This is a genomic window from Mycobacterium sp. NGS62, from assembly GCF_059812285.1.
The window spans coordinates 130,836-144,998 of the sequence record NZ_JCALCK010000001.1; the positions used below are offsets into that span (position 1 = coordinate 130,836).

The 14,163-nt window shown below is 66.9% G+C and carries 13 protein-coding genes; 8 read left to right on the plus strand and 5 right to left on the minus strand.

Annotated features, from left to right (window positions below; genetic code table 11):
- Nucleotides 1-86: 86 nt before the first annotated feature.
- Nucleotides 87-320 carry a DUF7218 family protein gene (locus AC5Y49_RS00625; RefSeq protein WP_499883913.1) on the plus strand — a complete coding sequence of 78 codons (234 nt, stop codon included), beginning with the start codon at nt 87-89 and terminating at the stop codon, nt 318-320.
- A 15-nt stretch (nt 321-335) separates the two neighbouring features.
- Here AC5Y49_RS00625 and AC5Y49_RS00630 read toward each other — a convergent pair whose 3' ends face one another.
- Nucleotides 336-1,013 (minus strand): SDR family oxidoreductase, encoded by a 678-nt coding sequence (locus tag AC5Y49_RS00630; protein WP_499883914.1) that lies wholly within the window; start codon nt 1,011-1,013, stop codon nt 336-338.
- 187 nt (nt 1,014-1,200) lie between these two features.
- On the opposite strand from AC5Y49_RS00630, the gene modA reads away from it, so the two are divergent.
- The 6 genes from modA (at nt 1,201) to AC5Y49_RS00660 (ending at nt 6,550) form a co-directional block, all read left to right on the plus strand.
- Nucleotides 1,201-1,995, plus strand: a complete 795-nt coding sequence (gene modA, locus AC5Y49_RS00635; RefSeq protein WP_499883915.1) for a molybdate ABC transporter substrate-binding protein — start codon at nt 1,201-1,203, stop codon at nt 1,993-1,995.
- Nucleotides 1,996-2,004: 9 nt separating this feature from the next.
- Complete coding sequence (locus AC5Y49_RS00640) at nt 2,005-2,799, plus strand: ABC transporter permease (RefSeq protein WP_499883916.1); 795 nt, start codon at nt 2,005-2,007, stop codon at nt 2,797-2,799.
- A 6-nt stretch (nt 2,800-2,805) separates the two neighbouring features.
- A complete protein-coding gene (locus tag AC5Y49_RS00645) occupies nt 2,806-3,915 on the plus strand; it encodes a sulfate/molybdate ABC transporter ATP-binding protein (RefSeq protein ID WP_499883917.1) in 1,110 nt (369 codons plus the stop codon).
- Between the two features lie 72 nt (nt 3,916-3,987).
- Complete coding sequence (locus tag AC5Y49_RS00650; RefSeq protein ID WP_499883918.1) at nt 3,988-5,064, plus strand: alanine and proline-rich secreted protein Apa; 1,077 nt, start codon at nt 3,988-3,990, stop codon at nt 5,062-5,064.
- A gap of 133 nt (nt 5,065-5,197) precedes the next feature.
- Complete coding sequence (locus tag AC5Y49_RS00655; RefSeq protein ID WP_499883919.1) at nt 5,198-5,500, plus strand: GlsB/YeaQ/YmgE family stress response membrane protein; 303 nt, start codon at nt 5,198-5,200, stop codon at nt 5,498-5,500.
- A gap of 48 nt (nt 5,501-5,548) precedes the next feature.
- Nucleotides 5,549-6,550, plus strand: coding sequence for a zinc-binding alcohol dehydrogenase family protein (locus tag AC5Y49_RS00660; RefSeq protein ID WP_499883920.1), 1,002 nt, complete (start codon nt 5,549-5,551; stop codon nt 6,548-6,550).
- Between the two features lie 7 nt (nt 6,551-6,557).
- Here AC5Y49_RS00660 and AC5Y49_RS00665 read toward each other — a convergent pair whose 3' ends face one another.
- Genes AC5Y49_RS00665 through AC5Y49_RS00680 form a run of 4 tightly spaced genes read right to left on the minus strand, consistent with a single transcriptional unit; the run spans nt 6,558 to nt 11,683 of the window.
- Complete coding sequence (locus tag AC5Y49_RS00665) at nt 6,558-7,319, minus strand: CPBP family intramembrane glutamic endopeptidase (protein WP_499883921.1); 762 nt, start codon at nt 7,317-7,319, stop codon at nt 6,558-6,560.
- Between the two features lie 9 nt (nt 7,320-7,328).
- Nucleotides 7,329-9,704, minus strand: coding sequence for a phosphoketolase family protein (locus AC5Y49_RS00670; protein ID WP_499883922.1), 2,376 nt, complete (start codon nt 9,702-9,704; stop codon nt 7,329-7,331).
- Between the two features lie 27 nt (nt 9,705-9,731).
- Nucleotides 9,732-10,997, minus strand: coding sequence for a DUF445 domain-containing protein (locus AC5Y49_RS00675; RefSeq protein ID WP_499883923.1), 1,266 nt, complete (start codon nt 10,995-10,997; stop codon nt 9,732-9,734).
- The gene (locus AC5Y49_RS00680) at nt 10,994-11,683 is read right to left on the minus strand and encodes an Abi-alpha family protein (RefSeq protein ID WP_499883924.1); all 690 of its coding nucleotides are present in this window, start codon (nt 11,681-11,683) and stop codon (nt 10,994-10,996) included. The genes AC5Y49_RS00675 and AC5Y49_RS00680 overlap by 4 nt, the downstream gene beginning before the upstream one ends.
- A gap of 89 nt (nt 11,684-11,772) precedes the next feature.
- Here AC5Y49_RS00680 and AC5Y49_RS00685 point away from each other — a divergent pair, with 89 nt between their 5' ends.
- The gene (locus tag AC5Y49_RS00685) at nt 11,773-14,139 is read left to right on the plus strand and encodes a CoA transferase (protein WP_499883925.1); all 2,367 of its coding nucleotides are present in this window, start codon (nt 11,773-11,775) and stop codon (nt 14,137-14,139) included.
- Nucleotides 14,140-14,163: the final 24 nt, after the last annotated feature.

Below are 14,163 nucleotides of genomic sequence, written 5' to 3' on the forward strand. Positions count from 1 at the left end.
GACGCGCCGCCCTGGCGGCCGCACTTGCTGGTGTGCCCGGGACCGCAATCGGGTAATCGCAGCAAAGGAAGCCAGAGGAGGACACAGTGGCAAAGGATCACGGTTCCAGCGTCAAGAACGACAAACAATACGAGGGTTTGCGCAAGAAGGGGATGAGCAAGTCGCGGGCCGCGGCGATTTCGAATTCCCCGGGTTCATCCAGTCGCGGCGGTAAAAGTTCTGGCAGCAGTCAAAGCAAACGCAGCAGCGGTAGCGGCAGCGGCGGAAACCAGTCTCAGAAAAAGGCCGCCGGCCGAAAAGGCGGCAAGAAGTCGAGCTAAAGGCGGGCGAATCGCCTACCCGAAGTGAGCCAGCGCGCCGTGGCTGACGTGCAGCAGTTGACCGGTGATGTGCCGAGCCGCCGGCGTGGTCAAGAACAACGCCATCCGGGCGACCTCAGCGGCAACCGTCGGCGGCATGCTGGTCAGGCCCTCATACCCCGCTTGGGCGCCGCGGCCGGCCGCGACAGCGTTGACGGTGATTCCGCGCGTGCCGAAAACGGTCGCCTGGCCGGCGGCCCAGTTGGCCAGTGCCGCCTTGATGGCGGCGTCGGCGCTGCCGGCCGGCGGGTTCTCCGGCACCACGCTGACAATCGAGCCGCCGGAGCGCAGATGATCGCCCACCGCCTGCACGGTCAGCACCGCCGAGAGCACGGTGGCGTCCAGCGCGTTGCGCCAGGCTGCGGCCAGATCGGCAATTGAGTAGGTGCGGGGGTCACCGGCGTCCCAGCTCGGCGCCGGCACGTTGACAATCGTGTCGAGGTGATGGGGGAACAACCCGCGAACCTCGGTCAGACTGGCCGGATCGGTGGTGTCACAGACGATCGCGTCGACATCGAGCTCCTTGGCGGCCACCTCGAGGTCGTCGCGCCGTGCACCGGCGATCGTGACCTGGTGGCCAGCATCCCGAAAGCCCTCGGCAACGACGCGACCCAGTTCGGTGTCGCCTCCGGTGACTAGCACCTCCACTGCCATGACCTCCTTGTGTTCAACGCTGAGCCCGGCTTGCGGGCACTCCGCCTCGATTTCAGTCGATGTTACTGGACGGTAGCTAGCGGTGGAACTCCAGACGCGGAACAACTCGCACACCATTTGGGTAACGGTTGCGCGTCGCCCCGTCGCACCCCGGTTCTTCCCGGCAGGCCGGGTTAGGGTTTGACGCATGCGTCGGATATGGCTGATGGCCTGTTGTGTTGTGCTGACCCTGGTAGCGAGCCTGACCGGCTGTGGCTCGAGAACCCCATCGCCGGCGCCGTCGGAGTCGAAGTCGCCGGCTCCGGCAACTCAATCGATCGTGGTGTTCGCCGCAGCCTCGCTGAAGCCGACGTTCACTGAGATCGGCGAGCGCTTCAAGACCGACAATCCCGACGCGAACGTCGATTTCAATTTCGCCGGGTCCTCGGATCTGGCCACCCAATTGACGCAGGGGGCCAGCGCAGACGTTTTCGCGTCGGCAGACACCGCGCAAATGGATACTGTCGCCGGAGCCGGATTGACCGCCGGCACACCGGTCAATTTCGCATCCAACACCCTGGTGATCGTCACGGCTCCGGGCAATCCGAAGGGTGTGATGTCGTTCGCCGACCTCACCAAGCCGGGATTGAACGTGGTGGTGTGCCAGCAACCGGTGCCCTGCGGAGCCGCGGCCCGGCGCATCGAAGACAAAACGGGCGTGCGGCTCAACCCGGTCAGCGAGGAACCGAATGTGACCGACGTGCTGAACAAAGTCACCGCCGGCCAGGCCGACGCCGGCCTGGTCTACCTCACTGACGCGGCCAATGCCGCCGACAAGGTCACCACCGTCGACTTTCCTGAGGCTGCGGACGCCGTGAACGTCTATCCCATTGCGGTGCTCAAGAAGGCGCCGCAGCCTTCGTTGGCGCAGAAGTTCGTGGATCTGGTAACAGGTGAGCCCGGCCAGAAGATCTTGGATCAGGCGGGCTTCAAGAAGCCCTGACGAGCAGCGTTGAAAACGCCATCCGGGCTGCCGCGCTGGGTTTACGTGCCCGCTGCGGTTGGCACGATTTTCGTGCTGACGCCGCTGGTGGCGGTTGCGGTCAAAGTCGATTGGCCGCACTTCTGGTCGCTGATCACCAGCACGTCGTCGCGCACTGCGCTGCTGCTGAGCGTGAAGACCGCGGCCGCCAGCACCGGCTTGTGCGTAGTGCTCGGTGTGCCGATGGCGTTGGTGCTCGCGCGCAGCCGCATGCGACTGGTGCGATGGCTGCGACCGGTCATCCTGCTGCCGCTGGTGCTGCCGCCGGTGGTCGGTGGCATCGCGCTGCTGTACGCATTCGGCCGGCTCGGACTGATCGGACGGTATCTGGACGCCGCGGGTCTCAACATCGCATTCACTACCGCCGCAGTGGTTTTGGCGCAGACCTTCGTGTCGTTGCCGTTTCTGGTCATCGCGCTTGAGGGCGCGGCTCGCACCGCGGGCGCCGACTACGAAATTGTGGCAGCGACGTTGGGGGCACGGCCGAGCACGGTGTGGTGGCGGGTGAGCTTGCCGCTGTTGGTGCCCGGCTTGGTTTCCGGTGCTGTACTGGCGTTTGCGCGTTCGCTGGGGGAGTTCGGGGCGACGCTGACATTCGCCGGTTCGCGCCAGGGCATCACCCGCACGCTGCCGTTGGAGATTTATTTACAACGAGTCGCCGACGCCGACGCAGCGGTGGCGCTGTCGATCCTGTTGGTGGCGGTCGCGGCTGTCGTCGTGCTCGGCGTGGGAACGCGCAGGTTGTCCTCAGTGGGCGCCGGTTAGTTGAGCATGAGCGAACTGCAGCTCCGCGCCGTCGTCGCCGACCGCCAGTTGGACGTGCAGTTCTCGGTGGCCGCAGGCGAGGTCCTGGCGGTGTTGGGGCCCAACGGAGCGGGCAAGTCGACCGCGCTGCACGTGATCGCGGGGCTGGTGCGGCCCGATCAGGGTGCGGTACGCCTGGGTGACCGTGTGCTTACCGACACCGCGGCCGATGTGCATGTGGCGACGTATCAACGCCACGTCGGATTGCTGCTTCAGGATCCACTGCTGTTCCCGCACATGAGCGTGGCCGCCAATGTGGCGTTCGGACCGCGCAGCCGTCATCGCACGTTGTGGGCCGGCCGCCGCAGTGGACGCGCGGCGGCGTTGCACTGGCTAGGCGAGGTGGATGCCGAGCACCTGGCTGATCGTCGGCCGAGCCAGCTTTCCGGCGGTCAGGGTCAGCGGGTGGCGATCGCGCGGGCGCTGGCCGCCGAACCCGATGTGCTGCTTCTCGACGAGCCGCTGTCCGGGCTCGACGTCGCGGCGGCCGCCGGGATCCGCGTGCTGCTTCGCAAAGTGGTCGCTCGAAACCGGCGTGCCACCATCTTGGTGACTCACGACCTGCTCGATGTGGTCACGCTGGCCGATCGGGTATTGGTGCTCGAATCGGGCCATGTTGCCGAAATCGGCCCGGCGGCCGAGGTGCTGGCCGCGCCACGCAGCCACTTCGGCGCCCGCATCGCCGGCGTGAATTTGGTCAACGGAACGATCTGCGCCGAAGGAACGCTGCTGGACCGCTCGGGCTCGCAGTGGCACGGCAACGCGGTCGACGATCTGGCCACCGGACAGCACGCGGTGGCGGTGTTCAACCCGGCTGCGGTCGCGGTGTTTAGCGAGTCGCCGCATGGTAGCCCGCGCAACAGCGTTGCAGTGACGGTCGCCGAGCTGGATATCCGCGGTCCGGTGGTCCGGGTGCGCGGCGAGGAGCAATCAGACGGCGCGCCAGGATTGGCCGCCGACATCACGGTCGACGCTGCCGCTGAGCTTCGCTTGACCCCTGGGCAGCGCGTGTGGTTCATCGTCAAGGCCCAGGAATTGGCGCTGCACGCCGCCCCGCATGGCCGGCCGCGTTCATAACGGCTGGCAAACAAATCACAATGTCAGCAATCCACACTTGCGTCACGGCTGTAACACGGTAGGTTCGTCGCCATGAGGCAGGTGGATTCAACTCCGACTCGGCCTAGGGGGTTCTGGGCAAAGCTGGCGATCGCTGCGGTGACCGGCGCCAGCGCGGTGGCCCTCGCGATGCCGACGTTCACAGCAAGCGCCGATCCAGTGCAGCCGCCGCCGGGGCCCGGGCAGCCGGTGCCGCCCCCGGCCGGGGCTAACCCGCCGGCGGATGCAGCACCGGGCCCGGCTGGGCCGGTAGCGGCGCCGCCGGCCGCCGACCCGGTAGCGGCGCCGCCCGGAACCGATCCGAACGCGCCGCCGCCGGTGGCCGACCCGAACGCGCCCCAACCGGGGCGGGTCGACAACCCGGCCGGCGGGTTCAGCTACGTCATTCCGGCCGGCTGGGTGGAGTCGGATGCCACCCACCTCGACTACGGGTCGGCGCTGCTCAGCAAGGAGACCGCCCCGCCCCCCGCACCGGACCAGCCGCCCGCAGTGGCCAATGACACCCGCATCGTTTTGGGCCGGTTGGACCAAAAGCTTTATGCCAGTTCCGAAGCCGACAACACCAAGGCCGCGACACGCCTGGCATCCGATATGGGCGAGTTCTTCATGCCATATCCCGGTACCCGGATCAACCAGGCAACCACTCCGCTGAACGCCAATGGTGTGGCCGGCAGCGCGTCCTACTACGAGGTCAAGTTCAGCGACGCGGCCAAGCCCAACGGCCAGATCTGGACCGGCGTGGTCGGTGCGCCCGCGAACGCAGCGCAGGGCACCCAGAGCCAGCGGTGGTTTGTGGTGTGGCTGGGGACTGCCAACAACCCGGTGGACCAGAACGCGGCGAAGATCCTGGCCGAATCGATCCGCCCGCTGGCGCCGCCTCCGGCAGCTCCGGCTCCGGCACCCGCCCCGGGAGCCCCGGCGCCCGCGCCCGCTCCAGGAGCACCCGCACCCGCACCAGCTCCCGCACCGGCGCCGGCACCGGCACCGGCTCCGGGAGCGCCAGCACCAGCGCCCGCACCTGCGCCCGCTCCGGCGCAACCGGCTCCTGCGCCCGCCGCCGGACCGGGTCCCGTCACTGCCGCGTCGACGGGGGGCACGGTCTCGACCTGAGCAGCAGTTCACCAGGTGGTTTCCTGAGTTAAACGACCGTGTCCGTTAGGGCGTCCGAATCGTTACGCTGGCGCGGTATACCGAATTGACAGTCCAGCAGAGGGCTTGACCGAGCTGAGGCAAGGAGATCCGGATGGACGTCACGGCAGCTACCGAAATTCTGGCTCGCTCATCGACGCTGACCAGCGTCGGATGGATCGGCTACATCATCATCGGCGCCATCGCCGGCTGGATCGCCGGCAAGATCATGCGGGGCGGCGGCGCAGGCATCCTGATGAACATCGTGATCGGCGTCGTCGGAGCGTTGATCGGCGGCTTTGTGTTGAGCTTCTTCGTCGACACCGCGTCGGGCGGCTGGTGGTTCACGTTATTCACCGCCATCCTGGGTTCAGTGATCCTGCTGTGGATCGTCGGACTGGTCCGCCGAGGGAGCTAGCGCGGTAAACCCGTTGCAGCCGTGGGGAACCGACACGCTGACACCGCGATGATCGCATGGCGGGTGCGCCAACCCGGCCCGATGAACACCGGGCCGCTGGAACGGGTTACCGCCGCGGTCCCGCGTCCGGGCCCGTCCGAGTTGCTGGTCGCGGTGCAAGCGTGCGGGGTGTGCCGTACCGATCTGCACGTCGCTGAAGGCGACCTGCCCGTGCACCGTGAGCGGGTGACGCCGGGGCATGAGGTGGTGGGGGAGGTCGTCGAAGCCGGTCCCGATGCCGGCGATGAGTTCGCTGTCGGCGACCGAGTCGGAATCGCGTGGCTGCGGCATACCTGCGGCGTGTGTCAGTACTGTCGCCGCGGCGACGAGAACCTGTGCCCGCAGTCGCGCTACACCGGTTGGGACGCCGACGGCGGCTACGCGGAATTCGCCACGGTTCCTGCGGCGTTCGCGCATCACCTGCCCAGCGGTTACCGCGACAGCGAGCTGGCTCCATTGTTGTGCGCCGGCATAATCGGCTACCGCTCTTTGCTGCGCGCCGAGCTGCCGCCCGGGGGCCGACTGGGGCTATACGGCTTCGGCGGTAGCGCCCACATCACCGCCCAGGTCGCGCTGGCGCAAGGGGCCGAGCTGCATGTGATGACCCGCGGCGAACGCGCCCAAAAGCTGGCCCTGGATCTGGGCGCCGCCTCAGCCCAAGGCGCCGCCGAGCCGCCGCCGATACGGTTGGACGCCGCGATTCTGTTCGCTCCGGTCGGCGAGTTGGTGCTGCCCGCGCTGGAAGCGCTGGATCGTGGCGGCACACTGGCGGTCGCCGGCATCCATCTGAGCGATATCCCCGGCCTGAACTACCAGCGGCACCTCTTCCAGGAACGCCAGATCCGGTCAGTGACGTCGAACACCCGCGCCGACGCGAGGGCCTTCCTCGACTTCGCCGGGCAGCACCACATTCAAGTCACCAGCCCCGAATACCCGCTGGCACAAGCCGATCGGGCCCTCAGTGACCTCGCCGAGGGCCGCATCGCCGGCGCCGCCGTGCTGCTGGTGTGATCGCCCGTCAGGTGGACAGCTGCCACACCAACGCGGCGGCCAGCGCCCCCAACCCGTTCAGCGACCAGTGCAAGGCGATCGGAGCGATCAGGCTGCCGCTGCGCCGGCGCAGCCAGCTGAACACGAACCCGGCCATCCCGGTGGCGAACACGGCCAGGGTGACACCGGCCAGCATGCCGACCACGCCACCGCCGAACAACCGGGTGAAGCCGACATTGCTGCTGGTCAGACCTAACGATGTCGCGATGTGCCAGAGGCCGAACAGCAGCGAGCCCGCCACCGCGACACCGCGGAAGCCCCAGGCCCGGTTCAGCGCGCCGTGCAGCACGCCGCGAAACGCCAGTTCCTCGGGGATGACGGTTTGCAGCGGAATGATGATCATCGACGCCACCAGCGCACCCGAGATGGTCGCGTAGTGGTTGTTCAAAAACATCGGCCGAGTCACCGGCAGCAGCGCTCCGACCGCAACCACCGACACCACCAGCAGCACCGCAGCCAGCGCATACCCGATGCCGGATTTCCAGTGCTCGCGGCCGAGGCCGAGTTCGGCCCAACCAAGGCCGTTGCAGCGCAGCAGGATCAGCAGGCCGACAGCCGCCGCGGGAACGGTGGCAATACCCGCCCACGTAGTGGTGAAATGCGCGATCAGGTTGGTCAGCGCCAACACCACGACGACGACGGCGACGTCGACGTAGACCCGGAACCGGTGCAGCGCCGAGAGCTGCGACGCCAACGGGTGCGGTTGAATCACCGCCTCTTGACCGGCCATTTTCCTAGGTTACCCACTCGGCTCCCAGGTCCAGCCAGAGATCTGCGGGTCGTCCTCCCCGTGCTCGCGCGTATAGCGGCGGGCAGCCAGCCGGGCGTCGGCCATCCGTTGGCGCAGCTCGGCGGCGCGACTACCCAGCCCGTCGACCCGGTCGACGACATCCATCACCAGATGGAAGCGGTCGAGGTCATTGAGCATCACCATGTCGAACGGCGTCGTCGTGGTGCCGCGCTCGTCGTAGCCGCGCACGTGCATGTGGTCGTGGTTGGCGCGCCGATACGTCAGCCGGTGAATCAGCCAGGGATAGCCGTGGTAGGCGAAGATCACCGGGGTGTCGGTGCCGAACAACGCATCGAACTCGCGGTCGTGCATGCCATGCGGATGCTCGGATTCGGGCTGCAGCCGCATGATGTCGACGACGTTGATCACCCGCACAGCCAGGTCGGGCAGCTCTTTGCGCAAGATGTCGGCGGCGGCCAGCGTCTCCAGTGTCGGGATGTCGCCGGCGCAGGCCAGCACCACATCGGGATCGGCCGTGGCGGTGCTCGCCCATTGCCAGATGCCCAGGCCGCGGGTGCAGTGCGCGATCGCCTGCTCCATGTCGAGGTAGGCCAGCGCGGGCTGCTTGCCGGCGACGATCACGTTGACGTAGTCGCGGCTGCGCAGGCAGTGATCGGCCACCGACAGCAGCGTATTGCCGTCCGGGGGCAGGTAGACCCGCACGATTTCGGCACGCTTGTTTGCGACCAGGTCGATGAATCCCGGGTCCTGGTGCGACGCGCCGTTGTGGTCCTGGCGCCACACATGCGAGGTCAGCAGGTAGTTCAGCGACGCGATCGGCCGCCGCCACGGCAGCTCACGGCTGGTGGCCAGCCACTTGGCGTGCTGGTTGAACATCGAGTCGACGATGTGCACGAACGCCTCGTAGCAGTTGAACAGCCCGTGCCGGCCGGTCAGCAGATAGCCCTCCAGCCAGCCCTGGCACAGATGCTCGGAGAGCACTTCCATCACCCGGCCGTCGGGTGCCAGGTTCTCGTCGTCGGGCGTCGTTTCCGACAGCCACACCTTGTCGGTGGACTCGTAGACCGCAGACAACCGGTTGGAGGCGGTCTCGTCGGGACCCATCAACCGGAACCGGTCGGAGTTGCGGGCGATCACGTCACACAGGAAGGTGCCCAGCAGTCGGGTGGCTTCATGGACGACGGCGCCGGGCTGCGGGACCTCCACCGCATAGTCGCGGAAGTCCGGCACGTCCAGGTCGTGGAGCAACAGGCCGCCGTTGGCGTGCGGGTTGGCGCTCATCCGACGGTCACCGTCGGGCGCCTCTGCGCGTAGCTCGGGCCGCAACCTGCCGTCGTCGTCGAACAATTCCTCGGGACGGTAGCTGCGCAGCCACTCCTCCAATTGGGTGCGGTGAGACGGGTTGTCGTGGGTCTCGGCCAGTGGAACCTGATGCGAGCGCCAGGTGCCCTCCACACGTTTGCCTTCCACCATCTTGGGTCCGGTCCAGCCCTTCGGGGTGCGCAGCACGATCATCGGCCACACCGGCCGTTCGACCGTCTCGCTGCTGCGGGCGGCGCGCTGAATGGCCGCAATGTCGTCGAAGGCGTCATCGAGCGCAGCGGCCAGCTGCTGGTGCACATTGGCCGGGTCGTCGCCGGCCACGGTGATCGGCCGATACCCGTAGCCGCGCAGTAACGACTCGAGTTCGGTGTGCGGAATACGGGCCAGCACAGTCGGATTGGCGATCTTGTAGCCGTTGAGGTGCAGGATCGGTAGCACCGCGCCGTCGCTGGCAGGGTTGAGGAACTTGTTGGAGTGCCAGCTGGCGGCCAGCGGCCCAGTTTCGGCTTCGCCGTCGCCGATCACGCAGGCCACCACCAGGTCGGGGTTGTCGAACGCCGCACCGTAGGCGTGTACCAGGGCGTAGCCCAACTCGCCGCCCTCGTGGATGGAGCCCGGAGTCTGCGCCGCGACATGGCTGGGGATACCGCCGGGAAACGAGAACTGGCGGAACAGTTTTCGCAGCCCCTCGGTGTCTTCTTCGATCCCGGTGTACACCTCGCTGTACGTACCTTCCAGATACGCGTTGGCGACCAGTCCGGGACCGCCATGGCCTGGCCCGGTGACGAAGATGACGTTGGCGTCGCGGTTGCGGATGATCCGGTTCAGGTGTGCATAGACGAGGTTGAGTCCCGGGGTGGTGCCCCAGTGCCCCAGCAGCCGCGGCTTGACGTGCTCGGGTGTCAACGGCTCGCGCAGCAGCGGGTTGTCCAGCAGATAGATCTGGCCGACCGATAAATAGTTGGCGGCGCGCCAGTAGGCGTGGATGCGGTCACGTTCGTCATCGGATAAGGCTGCTGGGGTTGCGGTTTGCACGCTCATCACTCCGATTGTTCCCTGCCCGAGCGGCTAGCGGGCGAACTGCTCGACGAGGACCACTTGCAGCTCGCCTACCAGGAAGCCGAGTACGGCGCCGACCATCACCATGAGCATCTCGTCGTCTTTGAAGACGGGGCGGAGGATGGCTTCGTACTGATCCGGCGACAGCTTGTTCATCTTGTCGACGATGAGATTTTCGATGTCGAGCGTCTTGGCGGTGTAGTCCTTGGCCTCCTGCATCGTTCCCGGTAGCCGCTCGAGGAGCATCTGGATGATGGCGTCTTTGGCCTGGCGATACCGCTGGGTCCCGATCGCAAGCGTGATGAGTGGTTGCGCCATCCCGACCTGGGCGTCGACTGCTGCCGAGACTTCTTTTTCGATGGCCGCGAACAGCCGTTCGGCAGTGGGTCCGTGCAGGATCGCTTCGAGGAGCACATCGGGGGAGAAGAGGTCGTTCGCCAAAATGCGGGCGTAGTCGCGGGTCACGTTGTCCCGTTCCGCGTGCAGCACGCCATGCGCCGGGATGACGCCGAGCAGCTTCTTCGGCTCGCGGGGGATGAAGATGAGGTTCAGAGCCAGCCAGTCGCTGGCGAACCCGGTCACGAACCCGAACCCGGGCATGATCCAGGGATTGTGGAGCAGACCCCAGGCGACCATCTGCACGAGGCCGATCGCGAAGCCGAAGTAGATGCCGCTGCGGCGGATGAACTTCATTGCCGCCCCACCCATGCCCTGCATCAGCTCGTTGAGCTGGGTCTTGTTTTTCACCAGGATCGTGACGGCGAGGTATTGCAGATCGACGAACCGCGGCAAGTCGGTCTTCATTTCCGTAAGCAGGTTGTCGACAACTTCCGGGGCGGCGGCCTGCATCCGCGACAGCACGGCTATGCGGCCGGCGGCCGGGATCGAGTCCCACAGGCCGGGGCGCACCTGCTCGGCGAGCTCGCGAGCCATCGCGTCGATGGTCCGAGTAAGCGGCTCGCGGAGATCGTCCACGGCTTGCCTGGCGTCGATCTTGTCGAGGATCTCCTCCGGTCGTAGCAGTTTGTCAGTGAGCATCTGGATGGTCAGCGCTGCCGTTTTGCCTGCGCGGCGCGGAACTACGCCCTGCCATCCGATCGGCCCGATGCCCACGAATTCGATTGGGCGGTAGAGCATCTGCAGCGCGACAAGCTTTGTGGTGTAGCCGACGAAGGCCGCGACCAGTGGCATCGACAGGTAAATGAACCAGTTCAGCTTGATGTCGGCGGTGATCTCGCCCCAGGATTGAATCGAGGCTATGGCCGACGTCGTCACTCCCGCTCCTGCGGCATGCTCGCCGCAGCCCACAGTTCCAGCCCGAGCCCCGACAATCGCAGGATGTACTTTTCGACGCGCGCCGGGATCGGTCCGCGGGTCGCGCGCTTGACGGCTTCGAGCACGGCGGTGTCGGCGGCGAGGATCTCGTACTCGTCTTTCAAAGCGGAGTCCTCGGGGCCGGACTCGACGAGCCCGAGCGACAGAAGGTGACTGACGTACATCGGGGTCAACTGCGGCAGCGCGAGGTTAGCGCTCTTGCCGATCAGCGACATGTTTTCCAGCACCACGTCACTTGCCAGTCCGGCACGGGTGCGGGCGTGGACGTTGAGCAACGGGGACGTGGAGCCGTCGGAGAGTGCGCTGATAATGCGTGCCTCGTCCGGCACGATCTGGTCGAGGATCTTGTGGAACAGCTCGTGGCGGCTCGACGCCGTGTTCTGCTCGATTGCGCGGTCGAGCAGGCCGTGCATCTTGACGTCAAGAGTTTCGGAGTCGGCATCGGAACGCTTCTCGATCTCGCCGTTGGAGAGGGGCGGTGCCGTTGGGGCCGCAGCCGGCGCGCGCATCCCCGACCGAATGAGCTCGAAGAGGCGCCTTTCGCCCCAGCTTGCGACCTTGATGGACGTGCGCACCGTCTGCTCTGCCAAGTCCACTAACCCGGCAGGGCCGAAAAGGGAAGACATGCGCTAAACCGTAATTAACCGCTGCCGTCGTTATTGCGGATTGACCTGGGTATCCGACCGCCGCGCACCCGCCAACTACGCTCAACGCCATGGTCGGTGTCGACGGCAGTGAGTTGCTGGCGTCGGTGCGGGTGCTTGACCTGTCCGACGATGACGGCGACGCGGTCGGCCGGCTGCTCGCCGATCTTGGCGCCGACGTGCTCAAGGTGGAACCGCCCGGTGGCAGCCCCGCGCGGCGCCGGTTGCCCGCGCTGGGCGGGGCCAGCCTGCCGTTTGCGCTGCACAACGCCAATAAGCGCAGCACGGTGCTCGACCCGGCCGACGACCAGGATCGGATTCGGTTCGACGAGCTCGCGGGCAGCGCTGACATCGTCGTGGACAGCGGGGTACCGGGGCGCGCCGCCGCATACGGAACGTCGTGCGCCGAGCTCGCCGATCGGTATCCGCAGCTGGTCGCAATGTCGATCACCGATTTCGGAACGACGGGACCGCGGTCGTCCTGGCGCGCCACCGATCCGGTGCTCTACGCGTTGTCCGGTTCTCTGGCGCGCTCCGGCCCCACCACCGGAACGCCGGTGTTGCCACCGGACGGCATTGCCTCGGCCACCGCCGCAGTCCAAGCCGCCTGGTCAGCGCTTGTCGCCTATTACCACCGGCTACGTTGCGGCACCGGCGATTACATTGACTTCTCCCGGTTCGACGCTGTGGTGATGGCACTGGATCCCGCTTTCGGCGCGCACGGGCAGGCCGCGGCCGGCGTCCGCAAGCCCAACCGATGGCGCGGGCGTCCGAAGAACCAGGACGCCTACCCGATCTACCGCTGCCACGACGGTCATGTCCGGATCTGCGTGATGTCGCCCCGGCAGTGGCGCGGCCTGCGCCGCTGGTTGGGCGAGCCGGAGGAACTCCAAGACCCGCGCTACGACGTGATCGCCGCCCGGTTCGCGGCCTGGCCGCAGATCAGCATGCTGATCGCGGACTTGTTCGCCGGGCAGACCATGACGGAACTGGTGTCAGCCGGACAAGCCAACGGGGTGCCGATCGCCGCGGTGCTGTCCCCGTCGCAGCTCCTAACCTCGGAGCATTTCAGTGCAGCGGACGCCGTTGCCGATGCCGAGCTGGTCGCCGGTGTGCATGCCACCGTCCCGGTCGGCTATTTCTCCGTCGACGGGCAGCACATCGGTTTTCGCACGCCGGCGCCGGCGGCGGGACACCACGCGGCTTCCTGGGTCGCGGATCCGGCGACTCCGCCAGCAGCTGACGCCGTCGGGCAACGCCCGTTCGACGGACTGCGGATCGTCGACCTGGGCATCATCGTCGCCGGTGGCGAATGCAGCCGGCTGTTCGCCGACCTGGGCGCCGAGGTCATCAAGGTCGAAAGTGCCGCCTACCCCGATGGATTGCGGCAAGCCCGCGCCGGCGATGCGATGAGCGAGTCATTCGCCTGGACACATCGCAACAATCTGGCATTCGGCGTCGATTTGCGCACCGCGGAAGGCAAACGCATCTTCAGCCGCCTGGTCGCCGACGCCGACGCGGTTTTCGCCAACTTCAAACCGGGAACGCTTGCCGCGCTGGGCTTTCCATACGAAGCCTTGCATGCCCTCAATCCGCGGATCGTGCTCGCCGAAAGCAGCGCGTTCGGCGACACCGGTCCCTGGAGCACCCGGATGGGGTATGGGCCGTTGGTCCGCGCTACCACCGGGGTGACCAAACTGTGGACCTCCGAGGAGGCCGCCGCCGACAGCTCACGGCACCCGTTCTACGACGCGACGACGGTCTTCCCCGACCATGTGGTCGGGCGGATCACCGCCATCGGGGCGCTGGCCGCGCTCATCCACCGTGACCGGACCGGTGCGGGAGCCCGAGTCCACGTCTCCCAGGCCGAGGCCGTCGTCAACCAACTCGACACCCTTTACGTCGTCGAGGCCGCACGGGATGCCGGCCGGACAGAGCTGCGCGATGACACCAGCGTGCACGCCGTCTACCCATGCGCCGGCGACGACGAATGGTGCGCGGTCTCAATCCGCGACGATGAGGATTGGCGCTCTGCCACAACGGTTTTCGGACACCCCGAAGCGGAAATGCCCCATGCCGACGAGTTGGCGGCGATCGTCTCGGCGTGGACGGTCACCCGCTCACCGGCGCAGGTTGCCGAGGCGCTGCAATCGGCCGGAGTCCCCGCCGGCCAGATGAACCGCCCGCCCGACATCCTCGAAGACCCGCAGCTTGTGCACCGAAAGTTGTTCAGCGACATGAACCATCCGCTGTTCGACCACCCGCTGCCGTCCGAAACCGGCCCGGCGCCGTTTCGCAATATCCCGCCGGCGCCGCAGCGGCCCGCACCGCTGCCTGGCCAGCACACCCGCGAGATCTGCCGCAAGATCCTTGGAATGGCCAGTGAGGAAGTCGAGCAACTGATCAGCGACGGCGTGCTGTTCACTGACAACGTCTAAGCCACCGTCGATCGCGAAAGGTCT